Raw genomic sequence first — 19,483 nt, 5'->3', positions numbered from 1 at the left:
AATGATGATCCCACAAACCTATATTGAGGGCTTCTTGCTCCGCCCGCCCTTGTGGATGCGGTCGGTGTTAAGTTGCGTCAAAGCGGCCAGTGTTCTGGCCTTGATCAGCCTGGCGGCGACCGTGCAGGGCGCGCCCGATCTGCGCTATGCGCTGGCGCAGTCCCATCAGGGCTTTAAAGCGCTGGCCGGGGTTGGCCCGGTTGTCCAGACACCTGCGGGGTTGGGCACCGCCGATGCGGCCACCTGGCTGAACCTGTTGGACGATCCACAGCCCCTGGGCCCCGTTGATCCCGCAGCGATTGCCACCGAGGTCGATCTGACAAACCGCGCGGGCTGACGCCAAAGTGTACCCCCAAAGATGGGGTACAATTTCGCCCCTTCCCCCTCTGCGATGCCCATGACAGTCTGGCACCAGCAGAGGAGATCCCAATGGCCATCACGACCTGCGTGTTCGACGCTTATGGCACCCTGTTCGATGTGGGTGCCGCCGCCCGGCAAGCCGCATCAGAGCCTGCATTTGCCGCCATCAAAGACGACTGGATGCAGCTGGCTGAGCACTGGCGGCTCAAACAATTACAATATTCCTGGCTGCGCGCTGTGGCGCATGCGCATACCGATTTCTGGGAGGTGACCCAGAACGGGCTGGATTGGGCGTTGGAAAAGACCGGGCATGACGGTGATCCGGCCCTCAGAGAGCGTTTGCTGGCGCTCTATTGGGAGCTGCAGGCCTATGCGGAGGTGCCCCAGATGTTGGCCGATCTAAAGGCCGGGGGCATGAACACGGCGATCCTTTCCAACGGCTCCCCCGATATGCTGGAGGGTGCGGTGCAATCGGCTGGGATTGGCGGCGTGCTGGATGTGTCACTGTCCGTGCAATCGGTGGGCATCTTCAAGCCAGATGCGCGGGTCTATGACCTGGTTGGTGGGCATTTTGGCTGTGCTACAGACGAGGTGCTTTTTGTTTCATCCAACGGGTGGGATGCTGCGGCGGCCACGGGCTATGGCTTTACCACGGCTTGGGTGAACCGCACGGGCGAGCCGATGGACCGCCTGCCCTGGACCCCGGCACATGTTTTGCGGGATCTGACAGGCATCCCAAAATTAGCGGGGCTTTGATGGCTGAGTTTACCACATCCGATGGGCTGAAAATTTACTATGAAGACAGCGGTGACGGTCTGCCGATCCTGTGTTTGCCCGGGCTGACGCGCACCACGTCTGATTTTGACGATGTCACCCCGCATCTGGCGGGTACACGGCTGATCAAGATGGACTATCGCGGGCGCGGGCAATCACAGTTTGACGCCAATTGGCAGAACTACACCCTGCAGGTGGAAGGCCGCGATGTGCTGGAGCTGCTGGCCCATCTGGGGCTGGCGCGGGCGGCGATCCTGGGCACGTCACGCGGCGGGCTGATTGGCATGGGGCTGGCTGCGGTGGCCAAAGACCATCTGCTGGGCGTAGCCCTGAACGATGTGGGACCTGAGCTGGACCCCAAGGGGCTTGAATTCATCATGGTCTATCTGGGCCGCAATCCTACGTCTAAAACCCATGCAGAGGCGGCGGCGGCACTGGCCCATCTTTTTGCGGCAGATTTCACGGACGTCCCGCAAGAGCGCTGGCTGCGCGAGGCGCAGAAGAATTACGTGGAAACGCCACAAGGTCTGCAGATCACCTATGACCCCAAGTTGCGCGATGCGGTGGAGCTGGCGGCAAGCCAGCCTTTCCCCGATCTGTGGCCCTTCTTTGATGCGATGGCAGGTCTGCCGCTTGCCTGTATCCGGGGGCGAACTCAGGCCTGTTTTCGCAAGAAACGCTGGAGAAAATGCAGGCCCGTCGCCCCGACATGATCACGGGCGTTGTGCCGGGGCGCGGCCATGTGCCGTTTCTGGATGAACCCGAAGCCGTGACAGCCCTGCAATCCTGGGTGGAGGTGATGAAATGAACATTGAAATGATCCGCGCGGCTGCGGCCCGGCTTGAGGGGCATGCCCGGCGCACGCCGTTGCTGAACTCTGCTTTTCTGGATGACATCGCGGGCCGACGCGTTTGGGTGAAACCGGAATGCCTGCAACACACCGGCAGCTTCAAGTTTCGCGGCGCACTGGGCCGCGCTGTCGGCGCTGGCACCGGATGTGCGCGCACGCGGTGTGATCGCCTTTTCCAGCGGCAACCATGCGCAGGGCATCGCTCTGGCGGCAAAATCGCACGGGGTGCCTGCGGTGATCGTGATGCCGTCAGACAGCCCGCAGCTCAAGCTTGACAATACTCGGGCGTATGGCGCTGAGGTGGTGACCTACGCGCGCGGCTCAGAAAGCCGCGAAGAGATTGGCGATAGGCTGAGCGCGGAGCGCGGGCTGACGATGATCAAGCCTTTTGACGAGCCTGAGGTCATCGCCGGGCAAGGCACCTGCGGGCTGGAGATTGCGCAGCAAGCCGCCGAGCTGGGCATTGAAACCGCTGACGTGATTATCTGCTGTGGCGGGGGCGGGCTGACCTCTGGCATCGCGCTGGCGCTTGAGGCTGACGCCCCCGGCCTGCGGGTGCGCCCGGCAGAGCCTGAGGGGTTTGACGATGTAACCCGGTCGCTGAGCGCAGGGCGGATTGAACGCAATGCCCAAACCTCTGGCAACATCTGCGATGCGATCATCACGCCGCAGCCGGGCGATATCACGTTTCCGATCATGCAAAGGCTGTGCGGTCCGGGGCTGGTGATCAGCGAAGAAGAGGCGCTGCGCGCCATGGCCCATGCCTTTAACCGGCTGAAACTGGTGGCAGAGCCCGGTGGGGCCGCGGCCCTCGCGGCGGCCTTGTTCCGGCGCAATGAGATCGAGGGAGAGGACGTGATTGTGACCATCTCGGGCGGCAACGTCGATGCGCCGATGTTCGCCCGCGCCTTGGAGCATTTGGGATGACCCGGTTCACCATCGCCAGTTTCAACGTCAAAAACCTGATCGGGGCGGACAAGGAATATTACAAATTCCAAAGCTACACGCCCGAGGAATACGCCTGGAAAGAGGACTGGCTGGCCGAACAGATCGTCACGATGAACGCGGACATCATCGGCTTTCAGGAGATCTTTGAAGAAGAGGCGCTGGCCGCCACGCTGGCGCGGGCCAATGATTTAGGGGCTGCCAGCAATGACGCGGTGATCCCAGGGCCTGATAAGCGCTACCGCAAGCGCGCGATCTTTCAGCATCTGGCCTATCACCCCTACGGCGACGGTACTCTGGCCTTTGCCCCCAACCTGCATGACACCGGCGAACCGGGCAAACGCCGCCCCGGCGTGGCGGTGCTGTCGCGTCTGGGTTTTGTGGGCGCGCCCGAAGTGATCCAAGATCTGGGCACTCCGCTTGATATTCCGTTCCAGACCTTTGGCGATGAGGACGGCGGGCATTTTCGCATCCGCAAACTCTCGCGCCCGATCCTGAAGGTGCGGGTGCCGGTGGGCGACCGGATCATCACGGTGTTTAACTGCCATCTGAAATCCAAACTCGGTGAATTTATCCGCCCTGAAGGCGCTGATTTTGCGCCAGAGGTGGACCTGACCCAATACGATCCCGTCGGGCGCGCCCTGGGGGCGGCACGGGCCGCGATGCGCCGGATGGCAGAAGCTTGGGTGCTGCGCGGCGCGATTGTGCAAGAGCTGCGCGCGGGCAACCCAGTGATGGTCTTGGGCGATCTGAACGACAATGAAACCGCCGTCAGTTCTGAGATCATTACCGGCGAGGTGCCGTTTAAGGATTACCGCTGGATGCTGCGCCATGATGCCAAGCACCGGGGCGATCGTTATTCTGAGGATGAAAACACCCAGATCACCGAAGACATCAACGCCATGCGGCTGCAGTCCGCCGAAAAGCTCTTTGTCCGTAAAAGCCTGCGCGATATGGTCTATACCTCCGCCTTTGGCGGGCATTATGAGAGCATCGACCAAATCCTGATGTCGCGGCATTTCACCCCCGACTGGGCCGGGGCCATTGGCCAGATGACCTATTTCAGCGTGCTCAACGACCACCTGACAGATGGCAGCCACCCTGAGGCCCCTTATAACAAACTCGCCTCTGACCATGGACAAATCATGGCCACGATAGAATTGAAGGAGCGCTGAGATGCAGATGTTCGATACCGGAGAGGTGCGGCTGCACTACCGCGTGGACGGGCCTGAGGATGGCGCGCCGGTGGTTTTCTCAAACTCACTTGGCACGGACATGCGGCTTTGGGATCAGGTGCTGCCGCTGCTGCCCCAGGGCTTGCGCTATATCCGCTATGACAAGCGCGGCCATGGCCTGAGCTCTTGCCCGCCCGCCCCTTACAAGATGGGCGCGTTGGTGGGCGATGTGGAAAAGCTGATGGATCACCTGGGCGTCAAGGACAGCGTCTTTGTCGGCCTGTCGATTGGCGGGATGACGGCGCAGGGGCTGGCGGTCAAACGTCTGGATTTGGTGCGTGCGGTGGTGCTGTCGAACACCGGGCTGAAGATCGGCACGCCGCAGATGTGGGACGACCGCATCGCAGCCGTGATGCGTGGCGGGGTTGAGGCGCTGGCCGATGCGGTGATGGAACGGTGGTTCTCCAAAGGGTTCCGCGCCACGCCCGAGTTGGAGCTGTGGCGCAACATGCTGGTGCGGGGCGAAGATGACGGATACGCGGGCTGTTCGGCGGCGATCTCTGGCACGGATTTCAAGGCCACAACCGCAACCCTGCGGCTGCCTGCCTTGGGGATTGCAGGGTCTGAGGATGGCTCAACCCCGCCCGATCTGGTGCGCGAGATGATGGATCTGATCCCCGGCTCAAAGTTCCACCTGATCCGGGGCGCGGGCCATTTGCCTTGCGTGGAAAAGCCTGCCGAATATGCCCAAGTGCTGACCGATTTTCTAAAAAGTGTCGGCCATGTCTGAGCGGTATGACAAAGGCATGCAGGTCCGCCGCACAGTGCTGGGCGACGCCCACGTGGACCGCGCCAACCGTGCGATGCGCGCCGAAGATCAGCCGTTTCAAGAGCTGATCACCGAAGGGGCCTGGGGCACGGTTTGGGCGTCAGATGCAATCAGCCTGCGGGAACGATCAATGCTGACGCTCGCGCTGTTGGCCGCGATGGGGAATTTCGAAGAGATCGAAATGCACGTCCGCGCGGCCCAGCGCACCGGTGCCAGCAAGAGCGACATTATGGAGGCGTTTCAACACGTTGCGATTTATGCTGGTGTCCCGCGCGCGAACCATGCGATCAAGATCGCCAAACGGGTCTGGGAGACCCAGGAAACCACGGACCGATAATTCACCATGGCCGCAAGCGTCTTTGACAGCCCCCTCTTTGCCAAATTGTTCGACACCGCAGAGGCCGGGCGGCTGTTCTCCGACAGCGCGGCGGTGCGCGCGATGCTCTTGGTCGAAGGGGCGCTGGCCAAGGTGCAGGGTGGGCTGGGGGTGATCCCTGAGATTTCCGCCGCCGCCATCCACCGCGCCAGCCTTGAGATTGCCGTAGACCCCGGTGCCCTGGCCCAAGCCACGGGTGAAAACGGCGTGAGCGTACCGGGCCTTGTCGCGGCCTTTCGGGCAGAGATGAACGCGCCGGAACATGCGCAATACGTGCATTGGGGGGCCACCAGCCAGGACATCATCGACACCGGCTTGATGCTGCGCCTGCGCCAGGCTTTGGCCTTGGCGGAGGCGGATCTTAAGGAAATGATCCAGGCGCTGGGACAGGGGGCCGAAGAACACGCGCATCTGCCCATGGCCGCCCGCACCTATGGCCAGCACGCCACGCCCACCTCTTTTGGTGCGGTGCTGGCAGGCTTTGGCGCGCCGCTGATTGACGCGCTGGAAGAGCTGGAGACCTTGCGCGCCACATCGCTCCTTGTCTCTCTTTCGGGGGCGGCGGGAACCAGTGCGGCACTTGGCCCACAGACTGCTGAGATGCGCGGCGGCCTCGCCCAGGCGCTTGGGCTGGGCGATCCTGGCCGCAGTTGGCACACCGACCGCAGCCCGATCTTGCGCATCGCAGATTGGCAGGGCCGCGTGATGGCGGCATTGGGACATATGGGGCAAACGCTGCTGGCGCTCAGCAACAGTGAACTGGCCGAAGTGTCATTGGGGGCGGCGGGTGCGTCATCCACCATGCCGCAGAAACAAAATCCGGTAGGGCCTTCTGCGATGGTGGCACTGGGCCACCAGTTCTCAGGTCTGCGCGCCACATTGCAGGCCGCCGCCGCGCATCAGCATCAGCGCGATGGGGCCGCGTGGTTTACCGAATGGATGGTGGTGCCGCAATTGGCGCTGTGCCTGGCCGCGGGCCTGCAACATAGCAAAGCGCTGGCCCGCGATATGCGGCCTAACCCGGTGCAGATGCACAGCACCCTGGGCGACAGTCTAGGCCTCATTCACGCCGAAGCGCTGAGCTTTGCGCTCGCCGATCTGATGCCGCGCCCGGAGGCACAGCAAAAAGCCAAGGATCTGTGTCTGGAGGCGCGCAGCAAACGCATTCCGCTGCAAAAGCTGGCGCAGGCGGATTATCCCGCACTTGCTGACGCGGTCTTTGATCCTGCCCAAAGCCTGGGCCAGGCACCGGCAGAGGCCACAGCCTTTGCCCTGCGCGCAAAGGCGCTCTGACCGGATGCGTCCTGTCGTTATTTTTATCATGATTTCGGTGATGGTGGATGCGATGGGCATCGGCCTTATCGTGCCGGTGATGCCGGATCTGTTGCAAGAGATCAACGGCAGCGGGTTAAGCCAGGCCGCCATCTGGGGCGGCGTGCTTGCCACCAGTTTTGCGGTGATGCAGTTCCTCTTTGGCCCTGTTCTGGGCAGCCTGTCTGACCGTTTTGGCAGGCGGCCCGTGATCCTTGTCTCCATCCTGGTGGCGGCGATTGATTATGTGGTGATGGCCACGACCTTTAGCATCTGGATCCTGTTGCTGGCGCGGATTGTGGGCGGCATCACAGCCGCGACCAATTCAACCGCCTCAGCTTATATGGCCGATATCTCAGCCCCCGCAGAGCGCACTAAGAACTTTGGTCTGGTAGGCGCGGCCTTTGGCATGGGCTTTGTGCTGGGCCCGCTGATTGGCGGGCTTTTGGCTGAATATGGCACCCGCGCGCCGTTTTGGGCGGCAGCCGGGCTTTCCTTGGCCAATGCGGTGTTTGGCTGGCTGGTGTTAAAAGAGACGGTGACCAAAGACACCCAGCGCGCGTTTGAATGGAAACGCGCCAATCCGCTGGGGGCGGTCAAGCAATTGGGCAAGCTGCCCGGTGTGCGCCAGCTGATTTTTATCTATTTCCTCTATCACGTATCCTTCTCGGTCTACCCATCAGTTTGGGCCTATTTCGGGCAAGAGCAGTTTGGCTGGTCCCCGAGCATGTTGGGCCTGTCGCTTGGCCTGTTCGGGATCACCATGGCGCTGGTCCAAGGCGTGTTCGTGCGGCTGTCGCTTGGCATGCTGCGCGAACGCGGCACGGTGGTTTTGGGGCATTTCTTTGCGATCAGTTCCTATCTGGCGCTTGGGTTTTTGACCTCTGGCACGGTCGCGCTGATCCTGACGCCCATTGCCGCCCTGGGCGGGCTTATTCCCATCGCGCTGCAAGGCATCATGTCACAACGGGTGGCGGATAATGCGCAGGGTGAGTTGCAGGGCGCGCTGACGTCAGCCTCATCGCTGGCCATGATCCTGTCCCCGCTGACCATGACGATGACGTTTTCCTATTTCACGACACCGGGTGCGCCGATTTATTTGCCAGGTGCGCCCTTTTTGCTGGCCTTTTGCCTGATGGTTCTGGCGCTGACGATCTTCGTTTTTCGCAAGCGCCGGGCGTCATAGGGTCAATTCCGACCTGGCCCGTCTTTTCCGTGCTTGCATGCCTGCTGGAATCATAGTCAGCATGGCCGGACCTTTGAAGGAGAGGACAGACCGTGCAGAAAATCAAAGCCGCAGTTGCACATGCCTTTGGCAGCCCCTTGGTGGTGGAAGACGTCCACCTGCGCGCGCCTGAGGGCAGCGAAGTAGAAGTCACGCTGGATGCGGTGGCAATCTGTCACTCAGACATCTCATTTGCCGATGGTGCCTGGGGGGATCATTGCCCGCGGTCTACGGCCATGAGGCCGCAGGCCGGGTGAGCGCAGTAGGCGCCAATGTCACCGGCCTGGCTGAGGGGGATTCAGTGATTGTCACCCTGATCCGCGCCTGCGGCACCTGCCCGTCCTGTGCAGGCGGCAAACCGACGGTTTGCGAAACGCCTTATGATGGTGATCATGGGCCGCTTAAGACAACCGATGGCGGCAAGCTGCATCAGGCAATGGCCTCTGGTGCTTTTGCGGAAAAGGTCGTGGTGGAGCAGGCCCAGGTGGTCAAAGTCTCCCACGACATTCCCAAAGATGCCGCCGCCCTGATTGCCTGCGGCGTGATCACGGGCGTGGGCGCTGTGGTCAATGCCGCGGGCCTGCGTGCCGGTCAGGACGTGGTGGTCATTGGCGCAGGCGGCGTGGGGCTGAATGCGATCCAAGGTGCGCGCATAGCGGGCGCGCGCCGGATCGTGGCGGTGGACATGAGCGAGGAAAAGCTGGCTGTGGCCAAGGAATTTGGGGCCACCGATGGGGTGCTGGCCTCAGGGCGCCAAACCACGGCGAGAGGCCCAAAAGGCGATGGGGCGCGGGGCGGATGCGGTGATTGTGACCGTTGGCGCGATCCCCGCCTATGATCAGGCCCCTCGGTATTTGGCGATGGGCGGCAAGGTGATCATGGTGGGCATGCCGCATTCGGGCGACATGTCGAGCTATGAGCCCGTGATGCTGGCCGCAACCGGTCAGGGCATGGTGGGCTCCAAGATGGGCGATGTGGTGATCCAACGCGACATTCCCTGGATGGTGGACCTGTATTTACAGGGACGGTTGAAACTGGATGAGTTGATCTCGGGCCGGTGGACGTTGGAAGAGATCAACGAGGCGATTGCCGATACCAAGACCGGCTCGGCCCGGCGCAACGTGATCATGTTTGACCGGTGAGCGGGCGTGCCCCCGTGGTGTTTTGTTGACGGTGAGCGGGTGCAGAAGTTGTGGTGGAAAGATGAAGCACGGGATGCGTGCGGGCACGCGCATGTTGTGCAGGAAGGGACGCGATGAAGCTTCAGGATCTTGATGTGGTGATCACCGCGCCGCCTGCACCTGGTTGGGGCGGCCGCTATTGGATTTTGGTTAAGCTGACCACGGATACCGGGGTTGTGGGCTGGGGCGAGTGTTACGCGTCTTCTGTCGCACCGCAGGCGATGGTGGGTGTAATTCGCGATGTGTTTGAGCGGCATATGCTGGGTGAAAGCCCTGAGAACATTGAGCGGATGTTTCGGCGCGCCTATTCCTCGGGCTTTACCCAGCGGCCTGATGTGACGGTGATGGGCGCGTTCTCGGGGCTAGAGATCGCCTGTTGGGACATATTGGGCAAGGATCGTGACCGGCCGGTCTATGCGCTTTTGGGGGGCGTGATGAATGATCGCGTGCGGGCCTATACCTATCTCTATCCGCTGCCGCACCACGATGTGACCGCCTTCTGGACCTCGCCCGAGATGGCGGCGGAGGCCGCGGCGGACTGTGTGGCGCGCGGCTATACGGCGGTGAAGTTTGACCCTGCAGGCCCCTACACCATGCGCGGCGGGCATATGCCGGGGATGCGCGACATTTCCATGTCTGTGGCGTTCTGCAAGGCGATCAGGGAAGCGGTGGGGGATAAGGCGGATTTGCTCTTTGGCACCCACGGCCAGTTCACCACGGCAGGCGCGATCCGGCTGGGGCAGGCCTTGGAGCCCTATAGCCCCTTGTGGTTTGAAGAGCCTATTCCACCCGACAATGTGGCCGAGATGGCCAAAGTGGCGGGCGCGGTGCGCATTCCCGTGGCCACAGGAGAACGGCTGACCACCAAGGCGGAGTTTGCGCCTGTTTTGCGCGCCGGGGCCGCCACGATTCTACAGCCCGCTTTGGGGCGTGCGGGCGGCATTTGGGAGATGAAGAAGGTGGCCGCCATGGCGGAGGTCTATAACGCGCAGATGGCACCACATCTTTATGCAGGTCCTGTGGAATGGGCCGCGAACATCCATTTTGGTGTCAGCATCCCGAACCTGTTGATGGCCGAAACCATTGAGACGCCGTTTCACGATCAGCTGATCAAGGGCAGCATCCGGGTGGAGGACGGCTTTGTCGCGGCCCCCACTGCGCCAGGGCTGGGGATTGAGGTGGATGAAGATCTGGCGCGCGCGCATCCCTACACTGGCGATGGGCTGCATCTGGAGATGCAGGATGCGCCTTGTGACTATGTGCACGGCAATGCCTTTGAAGGTGGGGCCCCCGCGCCCAAGGACTGAGGGTGCGGCGGGGTATGAGAGGGAGATAGTCAGCGATGATCTTGGACCCATCGCTGCTGGCGGCCTATCTCGTGATCGCGACAGCCCTGGCTGTGGCCCCCGGGCCGGACGTGATGTTTGTGGTGGCCAATGGGATGCGGCACCGGATCAAAGGTGCCGTGGCCGCGGCCCTTGGAATTGGAGCCGGATCGCTTTGCCATGCGACGGCAGCGGCCTTGGGGATATCTGCGTTGATTGCAGCCGCACCCGGTGCGTTTGATGTCCTGCGGTATCTCGGCGCGGCCTATCTGGTTTATCTGGCGGTACAAGCGCTGCGGTCGTTTCTTGCGCCTTCAGACGGGCTAGGTGCCATCCGCCCGGCGCAAGCGGTCTCGGGCTGGTTGGTGTTTCGGCGGGGGATGCTTACCAACATCCTGAACCCCAAGATGATCGTGTTCTACTTGGCGCTGTTGCCGCAATTCGTGAACGTGGAGTTGGGGCGCGTTGGGTTGCAAATGTTCCTGCTGGGGTGCCTTCATAACCTGATCGGTACAGGTTTTTTGATCGCTATTGGTTTGGCGGCTGGCAAGGCCGCAGGTTGGTTGGCCACCACCCGAATAGGCCGGTGGATGGACGGCGTGGCGGGCCTGTTCTTTCTGGTGCTGGCCTTGCGGCTGTTTCTGACAGGAAGGCCCGCCGGGTAGCTTCTTCTCTCAAGTCCGCGAGGCTTCGAATGCGGCCCAAGCAGCCTCAAACTCTTCGAAGCCGATGCGTTTGCCTTTGACCGCGTCAAACACCACCTTTTCGGATTTGAAAAGTTGGGCGATGGCGGCTTCCAGCCTTGGGATCACCTCATCAGGGATGGCCACAGCACCGTGCCGGTCGGCGTGGATCAGCGCGCCGGGGGCGACTGTCAGTCCCATGACGGTGACCGGCGTATCAAAGTCCACCACATGCACAAAGCCGTGGCTGGGGCCGATGGAGCCTGCGACCACCGGAAAGCCTTCGGGCAGATCACCGAGGTCGCGCATCACGCCGTCGGTCAAGGCACCGGTGAGGCCAAAGGCCTTGTGCACATTTGTGTTCACCTCGCCCCAATAGGCGCCGATGGCATGGGGCACGTCGAGGTCTTGGACGACGGCGACGCCGGGGCGGGGGCCTTCGGACATGTATTTATAATAGGCCATGCGGCGGGCTTTGATCACCTCTGGGGCCTCGGTTGGTGGGTTCACCGCCTGGATGCGGGCGGTTCGGGCATAGCCCACCATCGCCTCACCCGGGGCAGAGCATTGCATGGTGCCGCGGGTAAAATCATTAAAGCCGCGCTTGCCCTGAGCCACTTCGATTGCATTGCAGACGGTGGGGGTGTCGACCCGGCGCAGCAGGTCCAGCAGGCTTTCGGTCATCTCGCTCATACCCGTGCCGCCGCCAAAGCGGTCCCTTCTGAGAGGGCCTTGAGCTTGGCATAGGCGATGTCAGGGTCTACCGCGCCAAAGCCCGCAAAAGTGCCAAAACCGCAGTCAGAGCCCGCGATCACCCGCTCTTTGCCCACGATGCCAGCAAAGCGTTCGACCCGCTGGGCCACCACTTCGGGATGTTCGACAAAGTTGGTGGTGGTGTCCACGACGCCCGGCACCAGCACCTTGTCGTCAGGGATGTCAGCCTTGCGGTCGCGGAAGACGGTCCATTCGTGGGCGTGGCGCGGGTTGGAGGTTTCAAACAGGACATAGCGCGCCTTGGCGGCCATCAGCGTGTCAAAAACCTTGTCCATGCCGATGTCACAGACATGCGGCCCCTCGTAGTTGCCCCAGCAGATGTGGATGCGCACCTTGTCCTGCGGCACGTCTTGCAGCGCGTGGTTCAGCGCCTCAACATGTGAGGCCGCGATCTTGAGAAACTCCGCGTCAGACAGATCGTTGAATAGCATGTGACGCGACAGCGCCAGATCTGGGCAATCCAGCTGCAGATCCAGCCCTGCGGCAACGATGGTTTCATATTCCGTCTTCATCGCATCCGCCAAAGCGGCGAGATAGGCGTCGCGCGTGGGGTAGAAATCGTTCTGCAAAAACAGGGAAATCACCCCCGGTGAGGCGGCATTCATAAAGCCGCGTTTGGCCCCGTGTTGCGCCATCGCTGCCTTGAGGTTGTCGATGTCTTTTTGCAGCTCTCCCTGCCCTTTGGAGGTCACCTCGTCGGTGCACATGGGCCGGGCGTATTGCGGGGTGCCCCCGTCATCTGCCAGACGTTTGAGAAAGCTGGGGAATTCTTTCAGGTCAGCGGGCGCATTGCGCGGGCTGTCACCGGAAAAGCCGGTGTAGCGGTCTTTGACGTAGGTGGCGTAGGAGATTTTTGAGGTCTCCCCATCGCTGACAACATCCACGCCCGCGGCAACCTGTTTGGCCACCGTGTCGCTAACCGCTTGGGTCATGGCCGCGTCAAAGCCCGCCGGATCATAGGCGGTTTCGTTTTCACGGGCGAAGATGAAATCAACGACCTCTTGCGTACGCGGGAGAGAGCCGACGTGGGTGGTTTCAATGGTCATGGGGGGCTCCTTTGGTCGTCTTCAATCTTTGCGTGCCATCAAGACGGTATGTTGCTGCGTCTCAGGATCTTCGGCCAGAAAGCCAGTCAGGCGTAGGCCGTTTTGTTCCAAACACTTGGCATATTCTGCCGCAGAGAGCGAGGCATGATAGACCACAGCCCCGCCAACGGTTCCGGTTGTTTCCCCTGCTGAGGGGCCGACGGTCACCAGGATGGAACCACCAGGGGCCAGATGCGCGGCCATCTGCGACAGGCAGGTGCGTTGGGCCTCTGGCTCTAGGTGGAAAAAGCTATTCCAGGCCACGATGCCGTCAAAGGTGCGGCCCAGATCGAAATCGCGCATGTCTGCTTCAATCCAGTCGTCCTCGGGCCAACGCTGGCGCGCGATCTTGAGCATCGCAGAGGAAAAATCGACGCCGGTGACGGTAAAGCCTTCGGCTTTGAACCAGCGCGCGATCGGCTCTCCGGTGCCGCAGCCCAGATCGAGCAGGCTGCCACCTTCGGGCAGAACAGCGGCAAAACGTGCCAGCCAGCGCGCCTCAAACAGGGCGCGCGAACGTTGGGCGTCAAATTGGGCGGCCTTTTCTTCATAGACCGCCCGGACGTCTTCGGGGGCGGCGGTTACGCCCACCCCAGTTCCTGCAGGGCATGGCCGTCGTTCCAGATCTTGACCATATGGGTGACCTTGCCTGCGTCATTCATTGAGATGGCATAGACGTAATCGCTGGCCGTGGATTTGCCGGTTGCGGGCAGCGGGCCACCTTCGCCGGTGTGGGTGCCGTGGAACACCGCATAGCCCAGCGCGACTTTGCGGTCTGCGTCCCAGGCAAAGCCTTTGAGGTCATAGCGGCCGTCCGGCGTGATCCCCAAAAGGCCCTGCATCCAGTTGCAATAGCCCTCCAGCGTGTCGATGTCGGCAATCGCCCCGCTTTGCGCGGCAAAGCTGGCGTCGGCGGTGCAATAGTCTTGGCACCCTTCCCAGCCTTTGCCGGTTTCGCAAGCATCGAAGAACGCTTTTGCTGTTTCTAACATATCCGTCATGTCTTGGGTCCTTTGGTTGGGAGGTTATGGGGCCCAGGTGGCCCCGGCGGGGTCGTTCGTGGCCACGATGTGATACATCGCCGCCTCACCGGTCATCGAAGGCGTGGCGCTATGGGCGAGGTTTTCGGGCACAGACATCGTATCACCCGGTGCCAGGGTGGCAGCGCCACCATCCCATTCCACACGCCAATGCCCTTTTACCGGCATCAGGACGACGGGTTTGTCATGTGCCTGCCGCGCATCGGTGGCGCAGGCGCGGGTGATCAGATCCACCTCAAATCCCGGTTTGTCTCGGATGATGCCCTTTTCACCGATCACCTTGCAGGGTTGACCAGATTGGGTCAGCGCCAGCATATCCAGATAGCGGCGCACATAGCCGCCCACCACCTGCATCGGGCTGGGGCAGTCGACCTGGTCCAGCTCTGCTTGGGTCAAGAGCGGCATGGGGTTCACGCCGTCGGGCAGGCTTTCGCCCTTTTTGCTGTCATAAAGCTTGCCGTTCTCGCCCAGTACCAGCCCGTGGTCTTGGGCGTCTTGGATGACATGGGGGGCCCAGATCACGCCGCCGCCCGCGTCATCGCCGCCCAGGATCGCCATGATCATCCCGTAATCCGTGCCAATGTTTTCAAAGCCGCGAAAGATGTTGGTGGGGATGTTAAAGATATCGCCCTCCTCCAAGATCACCTCACCGGCATCGCCATGCTCACCCCAGAAAAACCGCCAGCGGCCTGAGAGGATAAAGAACACCTCAGCCGTGCGGTGGTTGTGCAGAGAGTTGCGGCATTTGGGCGGTTGACCCGCAGCACCGATGTTGAACCCATGCGGGATGGAGATGTGCACATGCTGGTCGGGGGATTCCGACACGCCGCCGCCGATGATGGTGAAGTTTTCCTTTTGATCAGAGCCGGGCGTATGGGCGTCGATAAAGGCGGTTTTGCAGGGGCGCAGATCTCCGTAGCGGACGATGCGGCTTTCCATGTCTTGTGGTGTCATTTTTGGTCTTCCTGAATATGTGTCGGGTGAAAGGGGTGAGGCTCGGCCCCTTCCCCCGGTGGCCGCAGGTTCAATCGCCGGGCCCGGCGGCTGGCCAGAAACCCATGCAAAGGGGCCAGCAGATGCGCCTGCTGCGTCATGGCTGCCCCTCCAAGGCGGCCAGTCTGGCCCGCAACTCCGCATTCTCTGCCTCGAGCCGCGACAGCTCTGGCCCGATGAGCGCGGTCATCTCGGACTGGTCAAAACGCGGTGTGATGAACTGAGGGCAGTTCCAATCCCAAGCGGTGATATGGATCGTCATCACCCGCTGCACCCGCCCCTGCCCTTGGGTGGCAAGCTGAGCCGCGAGCTCTGGCGCGTCCTCTGCATCTTGCAGCTGTGCCCGGCCCTGCAGCTTGAGCCGCGCCTGGCGCGCGTAATCCATGGCAAACAACGACACTCTGTCGTCAGTGTTCAGATTGCCCTTGGTGATCAGCTGGCGATTGCCCAGGTAATCGGCAAAGCCGATGGTGAAGGGATCAAGCACTTTGACAAAGCCCAACGGCCCGCCCCGGTGCTGGATGTAGGGCCAGCCCAGACTGTTGACCGAGGCCACATAAAGCGTGGTGCGCGTGCTCAGAAAGGCCTGCTCATTCTCGCCCAAGGGCTCATCTTGTTTGGCCGCATAGCGCGCATCATATTTGCCAGCACTGCCAATTTTAGCCTGCTCGGCCTGCACCTCGGGGGTGAACATGATGTCGGCGTATGAGGTCATATGCCGCCCTATCCGGTTTGCAGCAAGATCTGTTTCCAGACCATCGCCTCGTCATAGATAACGTATTCGCGGCGCAGCCCCCAGGGGCCGAACTCCGCATGGCAGATGCCCAGGACATAGACGTCTTTGCCGGTGGGCGCACCGAAGCTGCCCCAGCCGTCGTGTTTGCCATGCAAGGACCACCGCACCGCGGCGCGGGGCGGCATCATCGGGTCTTCGCGACCAATCACATGATCGATCTGGAACGTGGCATTGGGGAAAGAGGCGCGCAGTCCCATCCAAAAGCCATCAACATCCGCATGGCTGTGGCCCGTCACCCCGCCGGGGTATTCGCCCACAACCGCCCGGTCATATTCTGCCGGGATCAGCGCCATATCGGCCCCCATCAACCCGGTCAGGATGTCCGCGTATTTCTGGCCCCATGCGTTGTCATTGCCGCGCCCTTTATAGGGGCCAGGCTGATCAATCGCAGGCGTCAGCGGCTGGACCGCGTTTTCGGCCCCGCCTTCACGCGCAATCAGGTCAGCGGCGTATTCTTTGGGATCCCAGCCCATCTGGCGCACGATCGCCCCCTGATCGCGGATCAGCCATTCGTCGTTGATCTGATTGTTGATCGCATGACAATCCGCCAAAATGCGGTACTTGAGCTTTTTGCCGGTGGCCGCGCCATACATCCCATCGCGCGCATGGGTCGCGGTGGACAGGATCCGGTGCGAGGACAGCATCCCCTCTTCCGGCGTGCCCGACCAGATCACATCCTCACCCAAAAGCGCACGGTCCGGGAATTCCGCCAGCGTGGCCATGGTGGCCCCAATGACGTTCTGGTTGCCAATCACCACAGAGCCAGGGAGCGGACCACAATATCGTCTGAGTAATACTGGTGCAGAGTCGCGATCCCGCGATCCTCCCAGATTTCCTTGGTGATCCCGATGATGTAGTCGGGGAAGTCTTTGAACTTGTTGGAAAAGCCGTGCACGTCAGTGTCCTTGAGGTTTGCGGGCAGAGCCGCGGATGATAAGAGGCCCGTCGATGCAGATCCGCCGCGCGGGCGTGTCAGGATCGTCAAGGCGCGAAAGAAGAAGGTCGATGGTCTGGGCGACCATCACATTGGCGCGTTGCCGCACCGTGGTCAGATCATAGGCGGCCCAGGCGGCCAGCTGCACATCGTCATAGCCCACGACCGAGACATCGTCAGGCACCCGCATGCCCAGCTCAAACCGCAGCACATCCATGACGGCAAAGGCCATGTGATCATTGGCAACGAACACCGCATCGGGTGGATCGTCACGGTCAAACATGTCACGCGCGGCGGCCTGCGCGCCTTCGAAGTTGAAGTTGCCCGCTCCCCGCGCCACGATTTTCAGCCCGGCCTCCATCAGCCCGGCCTTGAAGCCCGCTTCGCGGTCAATCTGGGTAGAGGCCCCTTCCCACCCTGCGATATGGGCAATGCGCCGGTGCCCCCCTGCGGCCGAGGAATTCCGCCAGCTTGCGCCCCCCGCCATGTTGTCTGAGGTCACGCTTGAGAGACGGTCATCGAACTGATCGCGGTTGAACAGCACGATGGGAATGCCCGCGTCCTCACACCGCCGGGTCAGATCATTGGACAGCCCGACCGAGGCTGCGATGATCCCGTCCACCTGATAATCCAACAGCTCGTCAATCACCGTTTGCGTGGCCTCACTATCGTTAGAGGCCATGAAAACCAGCACGTGATAGCCCCGCTCTTGCAGCGATTTCGACAACCGCTCAATCGCTTCTGGATAGAACTGGTTCTCCAGATAGGCCACCACCAGCCCAATGATCCGGCTGCGCCCGGTGATAAGAGAGCGCGCCAGGACGTTGGGCCGGTACCCCAGCTCACGCGCGGCGGCACGCACCTTGGCGGCTGTTGCCGGGCTCACGCTCGCACCAGGCGTGAACACCCGGCTCACCGCTGAGCGGCTGACCCCGGCCTTTTCGGCCACCTGGAGCGAGGTCACCTTGGGCATCAGTCTGCGGTCCAGCCCCCGTCAATCATCAAAGACGTGCCCGTGATCATCGCCGAGGCGTCAGAGGCCAAAAACACCGCCGCCCCCATCATATCCTCAACCTCTGCCACGCGGGGCAGTTTGATCTTGTCCATGATCCAGGCCAAACGCTCTGGGTTGTCAAAAGTGGGCTGGGTCAATGCGGTGCGCACGAAGGTCGGGCAGATCGTATTGATGCGAATGCCCGCCTTGCCCCATTCCACGGCCATCGCTTTGACCATCCCCTCCACCGCATGTTTGGAGGCGCAATAGACCGCCCGCTCCACACCGCCGACATGACCCATCTGCGATGAGATGTGGATGATGGAGCCAGGCTTGCCCGCCGCCATCAGGGCCTTGGCCGCATGCGCCGACAGGAAATAGGCCCCCTTCACGTTCAAATCCATCACCGCGTCATAATCGGCAACCTGCGTCTGCGTCGCCGCAGAATGGCGCGCCAAACCAGCGGAGTTCAGAACGATGTCAAAAGGCGCGTCAAAAGCTGCCTCAATCGCCTCCAGATCGGATTGATCAAAGGTCAGCGCCTCGGCCTGCCATCCTTGGGCCTGCATCGCAGCCACAGCCTCTGCCAACACCTCCGCCCGGCGCGCGGCCAAAACGACATGCGCGCCCGCCTCGGCCAGGGCCGCAGCACAGCCCAGCCCAATCCCGGAGGAGGCCCCCGTCACCAGCGCGCGCTTGCCGCTCAGATCAAACCCCGGCGCGCGGGGCAAAACGCTCACAACGCTACCCCGGTCTCAGGATCAAAGCCCGCGCGCGCCTTGTTGAGCTCGCGCATCCGGGCAAAGACATCAACGCCGATCTGATCATACATGTGCAACAGATCCACCAGCACCCAGTTTTCCCGGATCAACCCGTTCTCAAGCCGCCAGAAATCCAACGACCGCATCTCAATCTTCTTGTTCACCGGCGGAATGCCCAGCCAGCCATCGTGGGTGATGGTCTGATACATGTCCGGCCAACCCGTGACGGCGGCGTAATTCCGGTCGCCAAAGAAATGATAGGTGATCTCATCCACATATTGCCCCCGGTCCGGCATCCCGTTGAGGAAGGGGATCTGGTGCCACTGACGAAAGCCGCGCTGCCCGCGCCCGGTGCCAATGCCAGACGGCCCATACCAGGTCATGCGCGGATGCCAGAACCGGTCCATCTGCATGACCTCAGGTCCCCCTTGGCTGGGGTGCAGCTTGAGATGATCCAGCATATCAATGATGTGCTGACAGGTCGCCATACCCGCCTGCGCATCATAGGGCCCCGGCACAATCCCATCGTTGCTAGCAGGCGCAGGCACATGCCACTCCCGCCCCAGGCTGGGCACCATCGGCCAGGCGCCTGCCTGCATCATCACCTCAGGAATGTCCCACAGCGCCTGCATCTCAACCACTTTGCCGTCGACAAAGCGGTAAAACTCGTGAAAGCGCATATGCACCAAATGCCCCGTGGCGGGGATGTCCATCCAAGGATGCGTGAACGTGCCGGTATAAAACCCGCCACAGCCAACCCAGTCATGCCCCTCCGGGGTGGGGCCGGCCATCACAATGTGATCACGCCGCTCCAAATCGGGCACCGCCGCCAACAAGGGCGCATAGACCTTGTCAAAATAGGCATCCACACCCCCCGTCGTCTCAAAGGGATGCGCCAGGCGAAACACCACATCCGGCGCGCAAATGTCATGCAATGCCGCGCGCACCGCCCCTGCATCAAAATCATACATGGCCGCACGCAACGGTGCGATCAGCTCTTTATGTCGCGATGGTCCATCCATCATCTTCATCTTTCTACTACAATTCCAGAGAGTATGAGAGACAGCGTCTC

Annotated in this window: 19 protein-coding genes and 4 pseudogenes; 12 read left to right on the top strand and 11 right to left on the bottom strand. The window is 61.6% G+C overall.

Going from position 1 to position 19,483, the window contains the following annotated elements:
• Window positions 1-34 precede the first annotated feature (34 nt).
• From ACZ1HM_RS05235 to ACZ1HM_RS05180, 12 genes and pseudogenes are all read left to right on the top strand, one after another.
• Entirely contained in the window at window positions 35-337 is a 303-nt protein-coding gene (locus tag ACZ1HM_RS05235) for a hypothetical protein (RefSeq protein ID WP_472741776.1), read from the top strand.
• 92 nt (window positions 338-429) lie between these two features.
• Window positions 430-1,116, top strand: a complete 687-nt coding sequence (locus tag ACZ1HM_RS05230) for a haloacid dehalogenase type II (RefSeq protein WP_472741774.1) — start codon at window positions 430-432, stop codon at window positions 1,114-1,116.
• A pseudogene (locus tag ACZ1HM_RS05225) lies at window positions 1,116-1,942 on the top strand (alpha/beta fold hydrolase). Before ACZ1HM_RS05230 ends, ACZ1HM_RS05225 begins: the two are co-directional and overlap by 1 nt.
• A pseudogene (locus tag ACZ1HM_RS05220) lies at window positions 1,939-2,911 on the top strand (threonine ammonia-lyase). Before ACZ1HM_RS05225 ends, ACZ1HM_RS05220 begins: the two co-directional pseudogenes overlap by 4 nt.
• Entirely contained in the window at window positions 2,908-4,104 is a 1,197-nt protein-coding gene (locus tag ACZ1HM_RS05215) for an endonuclease/exonuclease/phosphatase family protein (protein WP_472741772.1), read from the top strand. Before ACZ1HM_RS05220 ends, ACZ1HM_RS05215 begins: the two are co-directional and overlap by 4 nt.
• A gap of 1 nt (window position 4,105) precedes the next feature.
• Window positions 4,106-4,894 (top strand): 3-oxoadipate enol-lactonase, encoded by a 789-nt coding sequence (gene pcaD / locus ACZ1HM_RS05210; RefSeq protein ID WP_472741770.1) that lies wholly within the window; start codon window positions 4,106-4,108, stop codon window positions 4,892-4,894.
• Window positions 4,887-5,270, top strand: a complete 384-nt coding sequence (pcaC, locus tag ACZ1HM_RS05205) for a 4-carboxymuconolactone decarboxylase (RefSeq protein WP_472741768.1) — start codon at window positions 4,887-4,889, stop codon at window positions 5,268-5,270. The genes pcaD and pcaC overlap by 8 nt, the downstream gene beginning before the upstream one ends.
• A 6-nt stretch (window positions 5,271-5,276) precedes the next feature.
• Window positions 5,277-6,602 (top strand): lyase family protein, encoded by a 1,326-nt coding sequence (locus ACZ1HM_RS05200; RefSeq protein ID WP_472741766.1) that lies wholly within the window; start codon window positions 5,277-5,279, stop codon window positions 6,600-6,602.
• A 4-nt stretch (window positions 6,603-6,606) separates the two neighbouring features.
• Entirely contained in the window at window positions 6,607-7,806 is a 1,200-nt protein-coding gene (locus ACZ1HM_RS05195; protein WP_472741764.1) for a TCR/Tet family MFS transporter, read from the top strand.
• A 92-nt stretch (window positions 7,807-7,898) separates the two neighbouring features.
• Window positions 7,899-8,987, top strand: a pseudogene (locus ACZ1HM_RS05190) (zinc-binding dehydrogenase).
• A gap of 113 nt (window positions 8,988-9,100) precedes the next feature.
• Window positions 9,101-10,333 (top strand): mandelate racemase/muconate lactonizing enzyme family protein, encoded by a 1,233-nt coding sequence (locus ACZ1HM_RS05185; RefSeq protein WP_472741762.1) that lies wholly within the window; start codon window positions 9,101-9,103, stop codon window positions 10,331-10,333.
• Window positions 10,334-10,368: 35 nt separating this feature from the next.
• Window positions 10,369-11,016, top strand: a complete 648-nt coding sequence (locus ACZ1HM_RS05180; RefSeq protein WP_472741760.1) for a LysE family translocator — start codon at window positions 10,369-10,371, stop codon at window positions 11,014-11,016.
• A gap of 9 nt (window positions 11,017-11,025) precedes the next feature.
• Here ACZ1HM_RS05180 and ACZ1HM_RS05175 read toward each other — a convergent pair whose 3' ends face one another.
• From ACZ1HM_RS05175 to ACZ1HM_RS05125, 11 genes and pseudogenes are all read right to left on the bottom strand, one after another.
• Complete coding sequence (locus tag ACZ1HM_RS05175; protein WP_472744567.1) at window positions 11,026-11,718, bottom strand: RraA family protein; 693 nt, start codon at window positions 11,716-11,718, stop codon at window positions 11,026-11,028.
• Between the two features lie 5 nt (window positions 11,719-11,723).
• On the bottom strand, window positions 11,724-12,854 hold the full coding sequence (locus tag ACZ1HM_RS05170) for a cobalamin-independent methionine synthase II family protein (RefSeq protein ID WP_472741758.1): 1,131 nt from the start codon (window positions 12,852-12,854) through the stop codon (window positions 11,724-11,726).
• Window positions 12,855-12,875: 21 nt separating this feature from the next.
• A complete protein-coding gene (locus ACZ1HM_RS05165; RefSeq protein ID WP_472741756.1) occupies window positions 12,876-13,484 on the bottom strand; it encodes a class I SAM-dependent DNA methyltransferase in 609 nt (202 codons plus the stop codon).
• Window positions 13,475-13,894 carry a nuclear transport factor 2 family protein gene (locus ACZ1HM_RS05160; RefSeq protein WP_472741754.1) on the bottom strand — a complete coding sequence of 140 codons (420 nt, stop codon included), beginning with the start codon at window positions 13,892-13,894 and terminating at the stop codon, window positions 13,475-13,477. The genes ACZ1HM_RS05165 and ACZ1HM_RS05160 overlap by 10 nt, the downstream gene beginning before the upstream one ends.
• A gap of 24 nt (window positions 13,895-13,918) precedes the next feature.
• Window positions 13,919-14,887: a cupin domain-containing protein gene (locus tag ACZ1HM_RS05155; protein ID WP_472741753.1), complete on the bottom strand. Its 969-nt coding sequence runs from the start codon at window positions 14,885-14,887 to the stop codon at window positions 13,919-13,921.
• The gene (locus ACZ1HM_RS05150; protein WP_472741751.1) at window positions 14,884-15,027 is read right to left on the bottom strand and encodes a hypothetical protein; all 144 of its coding nucleotides are present in this window, start codon (window positions 15,025-15,027) and stop codon (window positions 14,884-14,886) included. The genes ACZ1HM_RS05155 and ACZ1HM_RS05150 overlap by 4 nt, the downstream gene beginning before the upstream one ends.
• Window positions 15,024-15,641: a pyridoxamine 5'-phosphate oxidase family protein gene (locus tag ACZ1HM_RS05145; RefSeq protein ID WP_472741749.1), complete on the bottom strand. Its 618-nt coding sequence runs from the start codon at window positions 15,639-15,641 to the stop codon at window positions 15,024-15,026. The genes ACZ1HM_RS05150 and ACZ1HM_RS05145 overlap by 4 nt, the downstream gene beginning before the upstream one ends.
• Window positions 15,642-15,649: 8 nt before the next feature.
• Window positions 15,650-16,617: pseudogene (locus ACZ1HM_RS05140) on the bottom strand (nuclear transport factor 2 family protein).
• A gap of 1 nt (window position 16,618) precedes the next feature.
• Window positions 16,619-17,629, bottom strand: coding sequence for a LacI family DNA-binding transcriptional regulator (locus ACZ1HM_RS05135; protein ID WP_472741747.1), 1,011 nt, complete (start codon window positions 17,627-17,629; stop codon window positions 16,619-16,621).
• Entirely contained in the window at window positions 17,629-18,390 is a 762-nt protein-coding gene (locus ACZ1HM_RS05130; protein ID WP_472741745.1) for an SDR family oxidoreductase, read from the bottom strand. Before ACZ1HM_RS05130 ends, ACZ1HM_RS05135 begins: the two co-directional genes overlap by 1 nt.
• Window positions 18,387-19,436 carry an ester cyclase gene (locus ACZ1HM_RS05125; protein ID WP_472741743.1) on the bottom strand — a complete coding sequence of 350 codons (1,050 nt, stop codon included), beginning with the start codon at window positions 19,434-19,436 and terminating at the stop codon, window positions 18,387-18,389. The genes ACZ1HM_RS05130 and ACZ1HM_RS05125 overlap by 4 nt, the downstream gene beginning before the upstream one ends.
• Between the last annotated feature and the right edge of the window lie 47 nt (window positions 19,437-19,483).

The organism is Sulfitobacter sp. GN1-4 (genome assembly GCF_055693825.1).
The sequence above is the reverse complement of the archived record's forward strand: the minus strand, read 5'-3'. Positions and strand labels throughout refer to the sequence as shown.